Origin of the sequence: Burkholderia sp. BCC0044 (assembly GCF_902832955.1) — a bacterium.
Classification (GTDB): domain Bacteria; phylum Pseudomonadota; class Gammaproteobacteria; order Burkholderiales; family Burkholderiaceae; genus Burkholderia.
Map to the genome: position 1 here is coordinate 627045 of NZ_CADFDO010000003.1, position 17125 is coordinate 644169.

Genomic DNA, 17125 nt, shown 5'->3' on the forward strand with positions numbered 1-17125 from the left:
TCGTTGTGCAGCAAGCATTCGAAGCATTGGCCAGATGGCCAATGCCGATGAATTCGTACATGACTGGTGCCTGACGCCGGATGTTCTCGGCTACAGTGATTGCACGTTTTCGCAACGATTTCTCAGGTCGCTTCGGCATGCAGCACGTGTGACGAAGCGACGCTGGAAATCCGCTGCGTAAACGAGCGCGGCCCGCAGGTGCTGTTATCACCTGCGGGCCGCTGACCACAACCAACTCAACCAAGGAGTTGACCATGGCTGGCGCGAATCATAACGCACCGACGTATTTCCGCGATTGTTTTGTCTCCCCGCAATCGTCCTTTCAATCTGGCCGCGTCGTTCCGCACATCAGGCTGGCCGACATGGCGCCACCTGTCGTGTATCTGTGGGCGAAGCTGTCCGGCCGATGGATCGAGGCAGCAGGCTTCGATCCCGAGCAGCGCCTTCGAATCGAGGTATCGCACAAGCGGCTGGTGATCACGCCGATCGACGATGCGGATTGCGATCATGGTGCGCAAGAAGGATTCCCCGATATCGATCCGGCGGCGATGCGACAGCAGCAGCGATTTTCGGTAACGACGGAGGAAGCGTAATGAGCCACGATGCATCGAACCCCTACACCGACGACGTGCCGGACGATTTCGACTACTACGACGTCGGTGAACTGACGGCCAAGTCCGTACTCGTACTAAAACTCAACGCATTGATGGCGTCGCGCGGCCTAACCGAAAAAGAGGCTGCGGCGCTCACCGAAATGGCGCGGCCGGTAGTCACCCCCGAGCAGCGCGAGCGGCTCCGGAACGTGACGCTGGATCAACTGATGCTGACGCTGGCGTCGTTCGGCCAGCATGTGGAGATCGTGGTGAGGCCGGCGGGGGAATCGGGGCCGGCGGGGATTACGGTTTCGGTCTGACGGCCCGCAGAGCGGGCTCAAGGAAGTGTGTGGCGGCCGGAAGCGCCTCGGCGCTCGCATGAGGCAGCGTTAGGAGTAGGTGCTATCAAACACATAGCATGACGACGGCCGGGCCCAACGGCCGCCGCCGAAGCGGCTCCGGCGCCACACTCGTTCAATTTAACGTGGCGGATTGTCACAGCCAATCAGACCAGGCTGATTCGGCGAACCACCTTGACCACGTCCATTCGGCTCAGATTGCGCACCCATTTTCTGGAGCAACGGCATGCGTACCAAACGAGAAGATCTTGACTCTCATTTGGATAAATCTACAATGAGAATACTAACATTCTCATTTGAGAGATATCTTGCCATGGCGCGAAATCGACCCACCGGCCGTCATTCGGCCGCTCGGCCCACTGCTGCGAAAACAGACAAATCACCGGTTGCGTCGCAGCGGCGCGGCACCTACGACCAGGATATCGAAATGTTTCTCCGCCAGTTTGATGCACTTGAACAGCGCCAGCAGATCCGCGAAGGCATGCAAGCCGACATCATCGATCGTGTCGCAAAGAGTCTGCTGCACGTGCCTGTCCAAACGTTACTCGCAAGCCTCGGTCTTCCTAGCTCGACGATTTTGCGCAAGATCGCGCGCGAGGAGCGTCTGTCACCCGCAGAATCGGATCGAGTCGCACGTGTGCTGTATGTATTCCGGCTTGCGATCGACGTTTTCGAAAACGAAGCGCTAGCCGCCGAGTGGATGCAACTGCCGCACGCTGAACTCGGCGGGTTGCGACCACTTGAAGTGCTGGATTCACAGCCTGGGTATGACCGTGTTCGAGATCTGCTTATGCGTGTCATTCATGGGATTGGCGCATGAAGTTGTATCGACTTGCAAAGGAGCGGCGAGGTTATTACCGTGCCGACGATCTGAGCGGAAATGGTGCTGCGCTGGCGGGTGGGCGCTGGATCCCACGCGGTATGCGTGTTGTCTATACGTGCGCTCACGCATCGACCGCACTGCTCGAGGCACTGGTGCATATGGCCGGCTTGATGCCGGCCAGCGGGTATTTTCTGGTGACACTCGAAGTGCCGGATGCAACATACGACGAAGCGTTCACTCCGTCATTGCCGGACGGTTGGGCGGATCTCACGCAAGATCCAACCGCCACAGTCAATCTGGGCCGGCAATGGATCGAGGCAGGTGAACGACTAGCGATGCGCGTGCCCTCAGTCGTGTGTCGGACCGACACTAATCTTCTGCTGAACCCGATGCATCCAGACATGAAGACCGTTAAGGTCCTCAGCACGGAACCCTTCACACTGGATCCACGTCTGTTCGGTCACGCGGCTAAATAAATTCGATGCGATCCGTAGCGGATTCCGGATTCACGCAACCAAACGAGACGACGAATTTCTTGCCGCACGCTACCACGTACTAGCACGTCGGCGCGCCATACCGTACACCGGGGCCACATTTTCCGCGCCCCGACTCAAATAAGTAATCGACAAAAGAAAAAACCGCTACCAAGATCGACGGCAGCGGCCAACCCGACGGATCACCCGATCCGCCGTCTTCCTGATACACCCGCTTACTGCTGAATCGTCGCCTGCGCGGCCAACTTGTCCACCAGCGCCGTCATCGCACGCTGCTGCGCCTGCGCTTCGAGCTGCTGACGCAACACCGTCTTCGCCGCCTCGAACGTCGGCACGACCGTCGGGCGCTTCTCGTCGAGTTTCACGATCGCAAACGCATTACCGATCCGGATCGGACCCGCGACGGCGCCCGGTTGCAGCGACGTAATCGCCTGCGCAAGCGACACGGGCAAGCCGCCCGTCTTCCCGTCGGCCACCGGCGTACGCAACTCGACCCACTGCGCAACACCACCGTTCGGCGTCGTGTTGTACTTCTTCGCCACGGCGTCGAACGCAGCGCCCTGCTTCAGCTCCGCGACCAGCGCGTTCACTTCGGCCGGATCCGCCACCGCGATCACTTCCGCGCGATATTGAAACTGTCCGCCATTCGCGACGATGTCGTCGTAACGCGCCTTCACCTGCGCATCGGTCACCGCTTGCGGATGCACGTTGTCGCGCAGGTAGAGATCCGTCGCCGCGACCGTACGCGCACGCATCACGACGCGATTCACTTCGGGGCGGCTGCCGTAATTGGCCTGTTCCGCCGCCTGCTCGACCAGATGCCGGGCGATCAGTTCCTGCCTGGCCTGCGCGCGCAGCTCGGGCGTGACGGCCTGCCCGGATGCTTCGATCATGCCGTCCACATCGCTGCGCGCGATGGGCGTGTCGTTGACGACCGCTTCGACACTCGCCGGCAGCGGCGTTTCGGTTTTCGTGCCTGCGGCGCGTGCGACAGGGGCGCCGCAGGCGCACGCGAGTGCGATCAGCGTGGAAACAATGGAAATGTGATGCTTCTTCATGACGATTCCTTCATCGAGGGAGGGAGATACCGCACGCGATGGCGGCCGGGAGGCGATGCGGCAGCTTCGCCGCGGGCAGCCGATCGAATCGGCGCCTGACAGGCCGCGCGCGAGCGATCGCATCACGGCCAGACCTGACGTGCGAACCGGTCGGGCCGGTTGCGCAGGGCTTTGCAGCGTCGTCGTCGCCGGTCACACGGCGACGATCGACGGACGGAAAGACAGAGATGAATGCCCTGCGCTCGCATGAGGCAGCGTTCTCCCAACCTGCGACCCAAATGGTGCAGACGCGACCGAGCCCACCGGTCGCCGCAAGGCATTCATGTGTGTCCGTCCGGCTTGGCGGGCGCTCAGGGCATCGTTCGCTTCGGCCGCGCGCGGAGAAAAATACGCTGCCCGGCGACCGGGCAGCGCATCCAACGAAGCGTGGCTTCGGATACGAGGTATCGGGCGCATACCATGCAGCCGCCCGACCTTCGCATTGTCGAAGCGCATACGACGTCCGCACAATCAGCCGAGTCCTATTCCGCACGACATCACCGTTGAATCGTCGATGTCGGGTGCGCATTCATCGTCACGGCGCGTGGCGGAAACCCAGCCTCGCGCGCGCCGCTCCCCAATACGGTGCCATTCACCGGAAAATCTGCCGCACGCATCAATCTGTACTCCCTGTCTGAGCTGGCCGAACGACGTCAGCCGGAATACCGCGTATTAAAAAGATCGTCGGCCGCGATCTCTATCGGACAGGTCTTATTGGCACACCGTGAACGCAAAAATAGGACTGGGACTACAACCGTGACGGCAGGTGAAGTCGGCGTGCTCCAGTGATTGAGTACGAAATCGCCAAATCGGACTGGTCTTATTCAGTTGCCGGATGCCGATCCATAAAGTGGCGATCAAGACGGCGCCGTGCCGCTTGTGCCCGAAAGCGCAAGCCACCAGTGCCCCGACATAGACCACGCAATCGCCCGCCGCATCGACACGCGTGCGGGTTTCCGGAGAGCCCATCCCATGCAGACCACCCCGGCCCATGACACGCCTGCTTTCGACGACACCGCTGTGCAGGTACACGGCATCGACGACGCGACGCTCGACGTGAACGACGACGCCGTCGCGACCGCCACGCAAACGCTGATCGATCGCGGTGAAGTCGGACGCGCGGCCGCACTGGCCGCCGCGCATTGGGACCTGCGTCCCGACTCGCCCACGGCCGCATTCAACTGCGGCTACGCGATGCAGATGGCAGGCCGCCACGCGGACGCCCTCGCACCGTATCGCCGCACGCTCGAACTCGCCCCGTCGTGGCCGTCGCTCAAGAACAACCTCGCGCTGGCGATCCGCCTCACCGGCGGCGATCCCGAAGTGGAATTCGCGCTGATCGAAGGTGCACTCGACGACAACCCCGACGATCCGCGCGCATGGACCAACGCCGTCGTCACGCGCGTCGACCGCTTCGATCTCGACGGCGCGTTGCGCGCCGCCGCCCGAGCGGCCATGCTCGCACCGGACAATGCGCTGGCGCTGAACAACACGTCCCTCGCGCTCAAGGAAGCGCGACGCCGCGACGAGGCCGAGCAGTACGCCGCGCTCGCGGTCGAACGCGCGCCGCACAGCGCGACGTACCGCCACAACCTGTCGCTGCTCGAACTCGGACGCGGCGATTACGCCGCGGGTTGGGTCAACTACGAATCGCGCTGGGAAGGGTCGGCCGAATTGCGCGGCAACCTGCCGGCGTTTTCCGGCCCGCGCTGGCGCGGCGAATCGCTGAAAGGCAAGACGTTGCTCGTATGGGGTGAACAAGGGCTCGGCGACGCGCTGCAGTTCTGTCGCTACGTGCCGCAGCTCGCGGAGCGCGTGCATCGCGAAGGCGGCCGGATCGTGTGGAATGCGTTTCCGGTGATGGGCGCGCTGCTCGAACGCAGTGTCGCGCGGCATGTCGACGTGTTCGACACCAGCACGCGGATCGAGGATCTGCCCGCATTCGATTTCGAACTGCCGCTGATGAGCATACCGGGCATGCTCGGCCTAGACGGCAACACGATCGCCACGACGATGCCTTATCTCCATGCCGACCCGGCAGCCACCGACGCGTGGCGCACGGCGCTCGCCGGCGAAAAGCGGCTGAAGGTCGGGCTCGCGTGGACGGGCAACCTCACGCACCCGCGCAACCGCTTCCGCCGTGTGGGCCTGGAACGATTCGCGGAAGCATTCGGCGGCTTGCAGCAGGACGTCGCGTTCTACTCGCTGCAGCCCGGCGCGCAGCACGACATCGAAGCCGCCCGCTCGAACGGCTTCGTCGTGACCGACACCACCCGCGAATGGAAAACGCTCGACGACACCGCCGCCTTCATCGGCGCGCTCGATCTCGTGATCACCGTCTGCACGTCGGCCGCCCACCTGAGCGGCGCGCTGGGCCAGTTCACGTGGGTGCTGCTCGATGCGAACCCGCACTGGGTCTGGCAGCACGATCGCCGCGACAGCCCGTTCTATCCGAGCGTGTCGCTATACCGCCAGAAGACGTTCGCCGACTGGCAGCCCGTGCTGGACGAAGCCATCGCCGATCTGCACGATCTCGTCCGCTGACCGGAGGGCATCGCACGCGCCGCGGCTGTCGTCATGCCGCTATCGGCATGGCGACGCGGCGACCGGCTGCAAACCCTCCGCCGTCACGCCTTCTTCTTGCCCCGCAACACGAACGCCGCCGCCGTACACCCGATCATCGCGATTCCCGCGATCAGGAACGTATCGCTGTACGCCATCAGCAACGCCTCGCGCATCACGCGCTGGTTCACGAGCCCGAGCGCCAGTTCCTGCACGCCGGAGATCGACCCGCCGGGCAGCACGTCTGCGCGCGGCGCATGCACGCGGGCAAGCAACCGCGCAAGCATCGCCATGCGCTCCTGGAACGCTTCGGAGAACGGCGTGACCGCCTCGCCGATACGCATCGCATGCAGCTTCTGCCGCTCGACGACGATCTGGCTCATCACCGCGATGCCGATCGCGCCGCCGACGTTGCGGACCATGTTGAACACGCCCGACGCGGAGCCGAGCTGCGCCTTCTCGATCCCGTCGACGGCCATCACGGCCAGCGCGATCACGACGAACGACTGCCCGATCCCGCGCACGATCAGCGACGGGACGATCACGTTCGATGCCGCATCGGCGTCGAGGTGGATGTTCATCAGGCACCCGGCCGCGACCAGCGCGAAGCCGAGCACGATCGTCGTGCGCGGGCTGGTACGGCGCATCAGCGGCGGCGTCAGGAACGACATCGCGAACTGCACGAGCCCGTACGGAATCATCGCGAGGCCGATGTCGCGCGCGCTGTAGCCGTGCAGCTCGGCAAAGTAGTTCGGCACGAGGAACACCACGCCGAACACCACCGCGCCGAACAGGAACTGCATGAGGCTCGCGATCCCGAAGTTGTACTGGCCGAGCAGCCGCAGGTTGATGAACGGCTCCTTGCGCCGCAGCTCGATCGCGACGAACGCGGCCAGCCCGAGCGCCGCGACGATCGACAGTTCGACGATCAGGTCCGACGCGAACCAGTCCTTGCGCCCGCCCTCCTCCAGCACGATCTGCAACGCGCTCAGGCCGACCGCCATCGTCGCGATGCCGAACCAGTCGGCCCGCCTGAGCATCCCGAGTTGCACCGGCACGGGCCGGATCGCCCAGCCGATCGCCGCGACCAGCGCGAGCGCCGGCGGAATCTGCAGATAGAAGATCCAGCGCCACGAATACATGTCGGTGAGCCAGCCACCGATCGACGGCCCCGCCGCCTGCGCGACGTTGTTCGCGATCGCGAACAGCGCCATCCCGAGCGGATGTTTCGACGGCGGCAATTCGGTGACGATCAGCTGGAACGACAGTGGAATCAGCACGCCGCCGAACGCGCCCTGCAATGCCCGCGCGATGATCATCGTGGAGATGCTCGGCGCGACCGAGCACGCGAGCGAAAACGCGAGAAAGCCGGTCGCGCCGACCAGCAGCACGCGTCGCGCGGAAAACACCTGCACGAGCCAGCCGGTCAGCGGAATCACGACGATCTCGGCGACAAGGTACGCGGTGGTGATCCACGAGCCTTCCTCGAAGCTCGCGCCGAGCGAGCCGCGGATGTCGGGCAGCGATGCGTTGGTCACGTGCACGTTCATGCCGGCCATGAAGCAGCCGAACACGCCGCCGAGCACCGCGACCCACGCGCGCAGCGAAACGGTGTCTTCGTGCGCAGCCTGCGCGGTCGTCGCGCTCACGTGCCGGCCCCCTGCGTGCCACGCGTGTCGACGCGCGCGATCACGGACATCCCGGGCCGCAGCACGACGCCGGCCGGCGGCGCATCGACGCGGATCTTCACCGGGATGCGCTGCACGATCTTCGTGAAGTTGCCGGTCGCGTTGTCGGGCGGCAGCAGCGCGAACTGCGCGCCGGAGCCCGGCGCGAGGCCGATCACGCGGCCGTGCAGCGTGTGGCCCGAATAGGTGTCGACGTCGATCTCGACGGGCTGGCCGTCGTGCATCGCGCCCAACTGCGTTTCCTTGAAGTTCGCGACCACGTACACGTCGCTCAGCGGCACCACCGCGAGCAACGGCATCCCGACTTCGACGTACTGGCCCGCCCGCACCGCGCGCTGACCGACGCTGCCGTCGCGCGTCGCCCGGATCACCGTGTGGTCGAGATCGAACTGCGCGAGCGCGAGCTTCGCCTGGGCCGCTGCAAGCCGCGCACGCGCCTGCGCGATCGCGGCCGTGCTCTGTTCGCGGCGGCGCTGCAGCACGGTCTGCTGGTCGGTCTGCACGCGCACGGCCGCGCCGGCGCGGGCCAGCTCGGCGCGCGCCTTCAACGCGTCCGCGTGGGCCTGCTCCCAGCGCTGTCCGCTCGCGGCGGATTCGGCCAGCAGTTGCTTGTAGCGCGTCGCATCGGCGTCGCGCCGTGCGGCTTCGGCGCGCGCGGCGGTCGCATCGGCGTCGGCCTGCGCGATCTGGCTGCGCTGCTGGCCGATCTGCGCGTCGAGCGTCGCGGCCGCTGCCTGCTCGGCCTGCAGCGTCGCGTCGGCCGCCGCGACGGCGGCCTGCGCATCGTCGACCTTCGCGCGATAGTCGCGGTCGTCGAGCTGCACGAGCACGTCGCCGCGCTTCACCGGCTGGTTGTCGTCGACGGCGACCTGCATGACGTAACCCGACACGCGCGAGCTGACGGTCACGACGTCGGCGCGCACATACGCGTCGTCGGTGCTTTCGATGAAACGACCGACGGTCCACCAGTGCCAACCGAACACGGCGAGCGCGATGACGGCGAGCACGACGCCCGCGGTGATCAGTTGGCGCCGGGAGAACCGGGCGGCTTTGGTTTTTTCGGGTACGGCAGTCGTGCTCATGATCGGAATGATGAGTTGGCGTGCAACAGAACGGACAGGGACGCGGCGAACGCGGCCGGCTACGGTTGCCAGCCGCCTCCGAGCGCCTTGAACACGGCGACCTGATCGAGCGAGACCTGCTGCGTCGACTCGGCCAGCGCCGAATCGACCGCGACGAGGCTGCGCTGCGCGTCGAGCACGCCGAGGAAATCGAGTGCGCCGGCCTCGTAGTTCAACTCGGCGAGGCGATAGGCGCGCGCATGCTCGGCGCGGGCGGTTTCGAGCGCGGCGCGACGGCGCCACGCGGCGCCGTACCGGGCCAGCGCCTGCTCGGTTTCCTTCAGCGCGCGCAGCACCTGCGCATCGAATTGCGCGCGGACGAGCGTGTCGTCGGCGCGGGCCTGCCCGAGTCGCGCGCGGCTCGCCGCCATGTTCGGAAAGCGCCACGTGATCAGCGGGCCGACGCCCCAGGCGATCGCGTACTTGTCGCCGAGCGTCGACGGATCGTCGCCGGTCGACAGCCAGTTCACCGAGCCGCCGAGCGAAATCGACGGATACAGCTCGGCCGTCGCCACGCCGATCCGCGCGTTCGCGGCGGCCAGCTGGCGCTCGCCTTCGCGCAGGTCGGGGCGGCGGCGCAGCAGCGACGCGCCGTCGCCGACCGGGAACGGCCGCGCGAGCACCGGTGCGGTGCGGCAATGCGCGGCGGCGGCGGGCAGCGCGCCGGGCGCGCGGCCGGTCAGCACCGCGAGTTCGTACAGCGCCCCGCGCCGCGAGCCGACGAGCGCCGGCAGATCGGCGCGCGTGTCGTCGGCGAACGCGCGCGACCGCGCCACTTCGAGATCGGACACGAGCCCGTGCACGCGCTGCTTCGCCGTCAGCGCGGCCAGCCGGTCGGCGATCCCGACCGACTGCTGCGCCACGTCGATCCGCTCACCGTACGCGCACACCTGCGCGTAAGCGGCCGTCGTCTCGGCGGCCACCACGACGCGCATCGCGTCGGACGCGGCCTGCACCGCATCCGCATCCGCGCGCGCGGCATCGACCAGATGGCGCACGCGGCCCCACAGATCGACTTCCCACGACAGCGAGAACGACGGCGCGAAACCCCAGCGCGTATGCGCTTCGGTGCCCTTGGCCGCCGCGACGATCTGGTCGGGCGCGTGCTTGCCGTAGTCGACGCCGAACCCAGCCGTCGTATCGGGCAGCCGCGCGGCGCCGGCCTCGTCGAACACGGCACGCGCGCGCTCGACCCGCGCTGCGGCCGCCGCAAGATCGCGGTTCTGCGCGAGCGCATCGCGCACGAGACCGTCGAGCACGGGATCGTCGTAGAGGCGCCACCAGCGTTGCGGCGGTTCGCCGACAGCCGCGGCCGGCACGTCGGACACCGCGTCGAACGGCCCGGTGCGCGTCGCGTCGGACACAGGCGGCCGGTACGGCTCGCCGACCGAACACGCGGTCAGCGCGGCCGAGGCCAGCAGCACGGCCGCACAGGTGGCGCGCCGCACGCGCGGCGCGCGGGCATCGACGGCGGGAGAAACGGGCGAAGCGAACGGAAGAGACGGAACGCGCATCGGGGGGCAAGGAGGTCGAACAAACGATGGGCTTATGGTAATTTCGACCTATGCGGTCGATCTCGCGCGTAAAGCGCATTCGTCGTCGAGAAAAGGACACGCCGATCAATTGGACAATTTCTTCATCGCACTCGAGCGCCTGGCGCGCGACAAGCAGATCGCCATCGTCGCCTCCGACTCGCCGGCGGGCATGGCGTACCCGCCGCATTCGCACCGCCAGGGCCAGCTGATCCACGCGATTTCCGGCGTGATGATCGTGCACGCGGACGCGGGCAGCTGGGTCGTGCCGACGGGCCGCGCGGTGTGGGTGCCGGGCGGCACGCAGCACGAGATCCGCTCGGCCGGCGACGTGCAGATGCGCACCGTGTTCGTCGGCCCGGAAGTGCGGCCGAGCCTGCCGACCGAATGCCGCGTGATCGAGGTCGGCACGCTGCTGCGCGAACTGATCGTGACGGCCTGCGACCTGCCCGCCGACTACGACCTGTCGCACCGCGCGGGCCGCGTGCTCGCGCTGATCCTCGACGAGATCGAGATCGCGCCGTCGCTGTCGCTGCACGTGCCGATGCCGCGCCATCCCGCGCTCGTCGCGCTGTGCACGCGGCTCATCAACGACCCATCGTCGGCTGTCACGCTGCAGGCGTGGGCGCGCGACGCGCACATGAACGAGCGCACACTCGCCCGCGCGTTCAAGCGCGAGACGGGCATGACGCACGGTGCATGGTGCCGCCACGCGCGGCTGCTGCTGAGCCTGCCGCGCCTCGCCGCCGGCACGCCGATCCTCGAACTCGCGCTCGAACACGGCTACGACAGCCCGAGCGCGTTCGCGGCGATGTTCCGCAAGACGCTCGGCGTCGCGCCGAGCGAATACTTCCGACGCCGCTGAACGCACACATCGATTGTCCGTTTTGCGACGATCGAGCGTCGATGCGCGCGCGCGGCGTTCCGCGGCCGTCGCTACATTAGCGGCATTGCACGCCACCCGCGCCACGCCGATGGATCTGATTCAAAGCATGCAGGTTTTCGTTGCGCTCGCGGACGCGGGCACCTTCACCGCGACCGGCAAGCGGCTCGACCTCACGACTGCACATGTCAGCCGCACGATCGCGGCGCTCGAAACCCGTCTCGGCATCCGCCTGCTGAACCGCACGACACGCTCGATGTGCCTGACCGAAGCCGGCGAACGCTACCTGGCCCGCGCACGCGACATCACGCTCGCCGTCGAAGCGAGCGAACGCGAAGCTCGCGGCGCACGGCTGCATCCGCACGGCCGATTGCGCGCGCACTGCAGCGCGAGCATTGCGAACCGCTTCCTGATGCCGCTGGCCGCGTGCTTCCAGGCACGCTATCCGGATGTCAGCGTCGACCTGACACTCGCGCCGCAGGTGCCCGACCTGATCCGGGACAGCTACGACGTCGCGGTGATCGCGATGCCGAGCCTCCCGAATTCCGACCAGGTCGCGATCGAGGTCGGCAGGATCCGTAGCGTGCTGTGCGCGTCGCCCGCGTACGTCGCGCGTCACGGCGTGCCGGACACGCCTCGCGCGCTCGTGCAGCATCGCTGCGTACAACTGGTCGCGCCTGCGTATCCGGCGCACGAGTGGACACTGACGAGCGGCACGGCTTCGGAGACGATCACGTTCGAACCGGCGATGACGGCCGACATCGCGGCATCTCTCGCGATCGCGGTACAAGAAGGCGCAGGCATCGGCCTGCTGCCGGATTTCGTCGTGGACGACGCGCTGCGTTCGGGCGCGCTGCTACGCGTGCTGCCCGACTATCACGCGGACGAAGTAGGGGTGTTTCTGGTGTATCCGTCGCGCCGACATCTCGATGCGAAGACACGCGCGTGGGTGGACTTCATGAAGCAGGCGCTACTGGCGGCACTCGGCGGCCCGTGCAGCGACCCTGTCGGCGACGCGGCCGCACCGGACAATCCCGGCGCGACCACCCCTGCCGCCGTTACGCGACGGCCTGCACCGCCGGTTGACCGGCAAAGAAAGTTGCCTGCACACCCTCATCCGCACGGGCATACGCGCGGTTCACGCCGCTGATCACCGCCCGAATCGACGCGGTCGTCAGGTTCGCATCGACACCCACGCCGAACGCGCTGCCGCGCACGCCCGTGCCGGCCAGCTCGGCGATCGCGATCGCCTTCGCATCGGCGCCCTGCGACAGCGCGCGTTCCTCGTAATGCTGGATCCGCAGCGGCGTGCGCAGCGCATGCATCAGCGCGTCGAGCGGGCCGTTGCCTTCGCCGCGCAGCACGCGGCGCTCGCCATGCACGTCGGCGGTCAGCACGATCGACTCGCGGCCGTCGCGTTCGGTCAGCTCGTGGCCGACATAGCGCAGCGGCGTATCGCTTTCGACATATTCCCGCTGGAACAGCGACCAGATCTGCGCGCTCGTCACCTCGTGGCCGCTGTCGTCGGTCAGGCGCTGCACGGCCGCGCTGAAATCGACCTGCATGCGGCGCGGCAGCGCGACGCCGTAGCCCTGTTCGAGCAGATACGCGATACCGCCCTTGCCCGACTGGCTGTTCACGCGAATGATCGAATCGTACGTGCGGCCAAGGTCGTTCGGATCGATCGGCAGGTACGGCATTTCCCAGACGGCGTCCGCGCGCTGGACCGCGAAGCCCTTCTTGATCGCGTCCTGGTGCGAACCGGAGAACGCGGTGAACACGAGGTCGCCGACATACGGATGACGCGGGTGGATCGGCAACTGCGTGCACTCCTCGGACGTGCGCGCGACTTCGTTGATCTGCGAGAAATCGAGGCCCGGATCGACGCCCTGCGTGTACAGGTTCAGCGCGAGCGTCACGAGATCGACGTTGCCCGTGCGTTCGCCGTTGCCGAACAGGCAGCCCTCGATCCGGTCGGCGCCGGCCATCACCGCCAGCTCGGCCGCGGCGACCGCGGTGCCGCGATCGTTGTGCGGGTGCACGGACAGGATCAGCGAATCGCGGCGCGCGAGGTTGCGGTGCATCCATTCGATCTGGTCCGCGTAGTAATTCGGCGTGCCGATTTCCACCGTAGCCGGCAGGTTCACGATCGATTTGCGCTCCGGCGTCGGCTGCCACACGTCGAACACCGCATCGCAGACTTCCTTCGCGAAATCGAGTTCGGTCGCCGTAAACGTTTCCGGGCTGTACTGCAGCGTGAATTGCGTGTCGGTCGCCGCATCGGCGCAGCGCTTGATCGTGCGCGCCGCATTCACCGCGAGCTGCTTCACGCCGTCGCGATCGAGACCGAACACGATCTTGCGGAATTCCGGCGCGGTCGCGTTGTACAGGTGCACGATCGCGCGCTTCGCGCCGCGCAGCGACGCGAAGGTGCGCTCGATCAGGTCGTCGCGCGCCTGCGTCAGCACTTCGATCGTCACGTCCTCGGGAATGTGGCCGCCCTCGATCAGCTCGCGGACGAAGTTGAAATCGGTTTCGGACGCGGACGGGAACGCGACCTCGATCTCCTTGAAGCCGATCGCCACCAGCGTCTTGAACATCCGCATCTTGCGCGCGGCGTCCATCGGTTCGAACAGCGCCTGGTTGCCGTCGCGCAGGTCGGTGCTCATCCAGATCGGCGCCCGCGTGATCGTGCGCGACGGCCACGTGCGGTCGGGCAGGTTGACGGGCGTAAACGGTCGGTATTTCGTCGCGGGGTTCTTCAGCATCATGATGTCGGTCCTCGGTCTGTTTGTCGGTGAAGCGCGGCGCGGCGGCCATCGGCATCAAAAGCCGGCTGCGCGCGCAGCGGTGAAAACGGCAAGAAAGCGGCAAAAGCGGCACAACGGCAAAGCGGTACGGCAAACGACGGCCTTGGCGGTTGAGCGACCGGGACGGAGCGGAGTGATGACGGAAGAAAGACGAACTCAGGCGCCGGTCGACAACCGGGGCCAGGTCGGTGATGCGGGAAAAATCTGGCGCTTCAGGAACGAAGCAGATGGAAAGCGCGCAGCCGCAGACCCAGCCCGGAGAAGCGGGCTAGTAGTCGTAGCGAGAAGAGGAACTGGGCGGCGTGCATGGCCGGCATCAAATCACAGGGTGACCACGGCTGTCAACCAGGTACGGGTGCGCTGCCGTCCCGCGCCATCCCGCGACATGCGCGTTGGCGCAGAATCAGCCCCGTCCGATAGGCGACGGCTTCCCCCGTCGATATGCTTCACGGGTGCGGCGCCGGTGAGGCCCTATTCATGTTCGGAGTGAGTCGGTCCATCCTCTTCGCCGGTCGCCGCACACCCGTCCGTTGCAATCGGGCTTCGGTGTGGGCGTTCGACGGTGGCCGGTGGGCGCGGCCACGACAGAGATGTCGATGTTGAAACGAAACGCTGCCATATGCGAACGCCGAGCGTCTGCTCCGAAGCCCGATTGCGTCCCGCCTCTCTCGCTGCGCGTTGCGCGCTCGCGCATCATTCAGGAAACCGATACGCGCATCGATATAATTTATCGAATATATATAAATCGCTTTAATTAAGCACATTTCACTAAATCGATTAGCATGGCTTTCCGATTTACTGAACAATAGCCATTCCCATCTGAATATTTTTTTATTTATTTTTCGTCATGCTCGGCATGTCGCGTTTCAAACCGAAAACGTTTGCGCGACAAGGCCCCTGGCCTTACCCAACAAGCCACAGGAGAACAGCATGGCCGACTCTCAAACCTCATCCAACCGCGCCGGCGAGTTTTCGATTCCGCCGAATACCGATTTCCGCGCGATTTTCTTCGCGAATGCAGCCGAGCAACAGCACATCAAGCTGTTTATCGGCGACAGCCAGGAACCCGCCGCGTATCACAAGCTGACGACGCGCGACGGCCCGCGCGAAACCACGCTGAATTCCGGTAACGGCAAGATCCGTTTCGAAGTAACGGTGAACGGCAAGAAGTCGGCGACCGACGCGCGCCTCGCGCCGATCACCGGCAAGAAATCGGACGGCTCGCCGTTCACGGTCAACTTCGGGATCGTCGTGTCGGAAGACGGCCACGACAGCGACTACAACGACGGAATCGTCGTGCTCCAGTGGCCGATCGGCTGACCTGACGCGCGGATCGACGATCGACCGTCGCCGGCCGCCTCCGTGGCGGCTGGCGGGTTTGCGCCGCGCTCCGCGGACCCTCACGCCCCATCCAGAAAAAACCGCCTCATCACCGGAGACATCCATGCCGCTCCTTTCCGCTTCGATCGTCAGCGCGCCCGTCGTGACGTCGGAGGTTTACGTCGATATCCCGGGCCTGTATATCGACATCGCGAAGGCCGCGATTCGCGACGGGAAACTGCAGGTCATCCTCAACGTGCCGACGCCTTACGCGACCGGCAACAACTTCCCCGGCATCTATTTCGCGATCGCGACCGACAAGGGCGTCGTCGCGGACGGCTGCTTCACCTATTCGTCGAAGGTGCCCGAAAGCACCGGACGCATGCCGTTCACGCTCGTCGCGACGATCGACGTCGGCAGCGGCGTCACGTTCGTGAAGGGCCAGTGGAAAAGCGTGCGCGGCAGCGCGATGCACATCGATTCGTACGCGAGCCTTTCCGCGATCGGGGAAACGGCCGCGTCATCGTCGTCGCAAGGCGGCGGGAATCAGGGCGGCGAAACCGGCGGCGGGTCCAGCAACAGCAGCGGCGGCGAGCGCGACGGTACGTTCAACCTGCCGCCGAACATCAAGTTCGGCGTCACCGCGCTCACCAACGCGGCGAACGACCAGACGATCGACATCTACATCGACGACGACCCGAAACCGGCCGCGACATTCAAGGGCGCCGGCGTTCAGGACCAGAACCTCGGCACGAAGGTGCTGGATTCCGGCAAGGGACGCGTGCGCGTGATCGTGATGGCGAACGGCAGGCCGTCGCGCCTGGGCTCGCGACAGGTCGATATCTTCAAGAAATCGTATTTCGGGATCGTCGGGTCGGAAGACGGCGCCGACGACGATTACAACGACGGCATCGTGTTCCTGAACTGGCCGCTCGGCTGAGCGGCGGCCGTCGCGAAACATCGCAATGGCGACGGGGCCCATCCTCCATCGCGAATCGTTCGAGCAGTCATTTGCAGTTCCACGCTTTGCTCCGCGCGCGGCCGGCGAAATCCGTTCGCCGGCCGCGCGACGCGAGACCTTCCATCAAGACGAGGACGACATGTCACAACCCTTTACCCACGACGACCTGTACGCGCTGCTGCAACTCGCGGGCAACGACGTCACCGCCGTGCAGGCCAACGGCGATCAGGCCGTGCTCGACCGGATGCGTCAGTTCATGACCGCGCAGCTCGTCGAGAAACTGCCGCAGTACGACGTGTTCGTCGATATCGCGACGATCCCGTACAGCTTCGACGTCGGCAGTTGGCAGAACAAGGTGAAAGCCGATGCGGCAGGCCAGGTCGTTGCCTGCACGGTGACGTGGGCCGGCGCGCCGGGCGTGCTGCCCGGCGCCGCGGCGAAGTTCGGCGTCGGCGCGGTGGTCAATTACTTCTCGAAAGCGACGCCGCAACCCGTGCAGCCGGAGCCCGTGCCGACCGGCGGCGGCGAACGCGACGGCGTCTTCAACCTGCCGCCGAACATCGCGTTCGGCGTGACCGCATTGGTCAATTCGTCCGCGCAGCAGACGATCGAGGTCTTCGTCGACGACAATCCGAAGCCGGCCGCGACGTTCCAGGGCGCCGGCACGCAGGACGCGAACCTGAACACGCAGATCGTGAACTCGGGCAAGGGGAAGGTGCGCGTGGTCGTGACGGCGAACGGCAAGCCGTCGAAGATCGGCTCGCGTCAGGTCGACATCTTCAAGAAGACCTACTTCGGGCTGGTCGGGTCGGAAGATGGCGGCGACGGCGACTACAACGACGGCATCGCGATCCTGAACTGGCCGCTGGGTTGAGTCGCAGG

At 65.9% G+C, this 17125-nt stretch carries 15 protein-coding genes; 10 read left to right on the top strand and 5 right to left on the bottom strand.

Annotation, left to right across the window (positions count from 1 at the left end; genetic code table 11):
• The first annotated feature begins 254 nt into the window (after positions 1-254).
• The 4 genes from HWX14_RS36555 (at position 255) to HWX14_RS19820 (ending at position 2251) form a co-directional block, all read left to right on the top strand.
• Complete coding sequence (locus HWX14_RS36555) at positions 255-593, top strand: SymE family type I addiction module toxin (RefSeq protein WP_244130273.1); 339 nt, start codon at positions 255-257, stop codon at positions 591-593.
• Complete coding sequence (locus HWX14_RS19810; protein WP_175884105.1) at positions 593-913, top strand: XRE family transcriptional regulator; 321 nt, start codon at positions 593-595, stop codon at positions 911-913. The genes HWX14_RS36555 and HWX14_RS19810 overlap by 1 nt, the downstream gene beginning before the upstream one ends.
• A 265-nt stretch (positions 914-1178) precedes the next feature.
• The gene (locus HWX14_RS19815; RefSeq protein ID WP_244130274.1) at positions 1179-1772 is read left to right on the top strand and encodes an antitoxin Xre/MbcA/ParS toxin-binding domain-containing protein; all 594 of its coding nucleotides are present in this window, start codon (positions 1179-1181) and stop codon (positions 1770-1772) included.
• Positions 1769-2251 carry an RES family NAD+ phosphorylase gene (locus HWX14_RS19820; protein ID WP_175884106.1) on the top strand — a complete coding sequence of 161 codons (483 nt, stop codon included), beginning with the start codon at positions 1769-1771 and terminating at the stop codon, positions 2249-2251. Before HWX14_RS19815 ends, HWX14_RS19820 begins: the two co-directional genes overlap by 4 nt.
• Before the next feature lie 233 nt (positions 2252-2484).
• On the opposite strand, the gene HWX14_RS19825 is transcribed toward HWX14_RS19820, so the two are convergent.
• The gene (locus HWX14_RS19825; RefSeq protein WP_175884107.1) at positions 2485-3327 is read right to left on the bottom strand and encodes a peptidyl-prolyl cis-trans isomerase; all 843 of its coding nucleotides are present in this window, start codon (positions 3325-3327) and stop codon (positions 2485-2487) included.
• 1011 nt (positions 3328-4338) lie between these two features.
• On the opposite strand from HWX14_RS19825, the gene HWX14_RS19830 reads away from it, so the two are divergent.
• The gene (locus tag HWX14_RS19830; RefSeq protein WP_175884108.1) at positions 4339-5910 is read left to right on the top strand and encodes a tetratricopeptide repeat-containing glycosyltransferase family protein; all 1572 of its coding nucleotides are present in this window, start codon (positions 4339-4341) and stop codon (positions 5908-5910) included.
• Positions 5911-5993: 83 nt separating this feature from the next.
• Here HWX14_RS19830 and HWX14_RS19835 read toward each other — a convergent pair whose 3' ends face one another.
• Genes HWX14_RS19835 through HWX14_RS19845 form a run of 3 tightly spaced genes read right to left on the bottom strand, consistent with a single transcriptional unit; the run spans position 5994 to position 10185 of the window.
• Complete coding sequence (locus HWX14_RS19835) at positions 5994-7577, bottom strand: DHA2 family efflux MFS transporter permease subunit (RefSeq protein ID WP_175884109.1); 1584 nt, start codon at positions 7575-7577, stop codon at positions 5994-5996.
• On the bottom strand, positions 7574-8698 hold the full coding sequence (locus HWX14_RS19840; RefSeq protein ID WP_175884110.1) for an HlyD family secretion protein: 1125 nt from the start codon (positions 8696-8698) through the stop codon (positions 7574-7576). Before HWX14_RS19840 ends, HWX14_RS19835 begins: the two co-directional genes overlap by 4 nt.
• A gap of 59 nt (positions 8699-8757) precedes the next feature.
• Positions 8758-10185, bottom strand: a complete 1428-nt coding sequence (locus HWX14_RS19845) for a TolC family protein (RefSeq protein ID WP_244130275.1) — start codon at positions 10183-10185, stop codon at positions 8758-8760.
• A gap of 175 nt (positions 10186-10360) precedes the next feature.
• Here HWX14_RS19845 and HWX14_RS19850 point away from each other — a divergent pair, with 175 nt between their 5' ends.
• Together HWX14_RS19850 and HWX14_RS19855 are read left to right on the top strand one after the other, a co-directional pair.
• Positions 10361-11134 carry a helix-turn-helix transcriptional regulator gene (locus HWX14_RS19850; protein WP_175884632.1) on the top strand — a complete coding sequence of 258 codons (774 nt, stop codon included), beginning with the start codon at positions 10361-10363 and terminating at the stop codon, positions 11132-11134.
• Positions 11135-11243: 109 nt separating this feature from the next.
• Entirely contained in the window at positions 11244-12302 is a 1059-nt protein-coding gene (locus tag HWX14_RS19855; RefSeq protein ID WP_175884112.1) for a LysR family transcriptional regulator, read from the top strand.
• Here HWX14_RS19855 and leuA read toward each other — a convergent pair.
• Positions 12211-13920, bottom strand: a complete 1710-nt coding sequence (gene leuA / locus HWX14_RS19860) for a 2-isopropylmalate synthase (protein ID WP_175884633.1) — start codon at positions 13918-13920, stop codon at positions 12211-12213. The genes HWX14_RS19855 and leuA overlap by 92 nt on opposite strands.
• A 972-nt stretch (positions 13921-14892) precedes the next feature.
• Between leuA and HWX14_RS19865 the strand changes: the two genes are divergently transcribed.
• From HWX14_RS19865 to HWX14_RS19875, 3 genes are all read left to right on the top strand, one after another.
• A complete protein-coding gene (locus HWX14_RS19865; RefSeq protein WP_175884113.1) occupies positions 14893-15282 on the top strand; it encodes a fucose-binding lectin II in 390 nt (129 codons plus the stop codon).
• A gap of 124 nt (positions 15283-15406) precedes the next feature.
• Positions 15407-16222, top strand: a complete 816-nt coding sequence (locus tag HWX14_RS19870) for a fucose-binding lectin II (RefSeq protein WP_175884114.1) — start codon at positions 15407-15409, stop codon at positions 16220-16222.
• A gap of 160 nt (positions 16223-16382) precedes the next feature.
• Complete coding sequence (locus tag HWX14_RS19875; RefSeq protein WP_175884115.1) at positions 16383-17117, top strand: fucose-binding lectin II; 735 nt, start codon at positions 16383-16385, stop codon at positions 17115-17117.
• Positions 17118-17125: the final 8 nt, after the last annotated feature.

Bases quoted from the DNA above. Each gene is read 5' to 3' on its own strand.
- HWX14_RS36555 (WP_244130273.1), top strand. From the start codon at position 255: ATGGCTGGCGCGAATCATAACGCACCGACGTATTTCCGCGATTGTTTT.
- HWX14_RS19810 (WP_175884105.1), top strand. From the start codon at position 593: ATGAGCCACGATGCATCGAACCCCTACACCGACGACGTGCCGGACGAT.
- HWX14_RS19815 (WP_244130274.1), top strand. From the start codon at position 1,179: ATGCGTACCAAACGAGAAGATCTTGACTCTCATTTGGATAAATCTACA.
- HWX14_RS19820 (WP_175884106.1), top strand. From the start codon at position 1,769: ATGAAGTTGTATCGACTTGCAAAGGAGCGGCGAGGTTATTACCGTGCC.
- HWX14_RS19825 (WP_175884107.1), bottom strand. From the start codon at position 3,327: ATGAAGAAGCATCACATTTCCATTGTTTCCACGCTGATCGCACTCGCG.
- HWX14_RS19830 (WP_175884108.1), top strand. From the start codon at position 4,339: ATGCAGACCACCCCGGCCCATGACACGCCTGCTTTCGACGACACCGCT.
- HWX14_RS19840 (WP_175884110.1), bottom strand. From the start codon at position 8,698: ATGAGCACGACTGCCGTACCCGAAAAAACCAAAGCCGCCCGGTTCTCC.
- HWX14_RS19855 (WP_175884112.1), top strand. From the start codon at position 11,244: ATGGATCTGATTCAAAGCATGCAGGTTTTCGTTGCGCTCGCGGACGCG.
- leuA (WP_175884633.1), bottom strand. From the start codon at position 13,920: ATGCTGAAGAACCCCGCGACGAAATACCGACCGTTTACGCCCGTCAAC.
- HWX14_RS19865 (WP_175884113.1), top strand. From the start codon at position 14,893: ATGGCCGACTCTCAAACCTCATCCAACCGCGCCGGCGAGTTTTCGATT.
- HWX14_RS19870 (WP_175884114.1), top strand. From the start codon at position 15,407: ATGCCGCTCCTTTCCGCTTCGATCGTCAGCGCGCCCGTCGTGACGTCG.
- HWX14_RS19875 (WP_175884115.1), top strand. From the start codon at position 16,383: ATGTCACAACCCTTTACCCACGACGACCTGTACGCGCTGCTGCAACTC.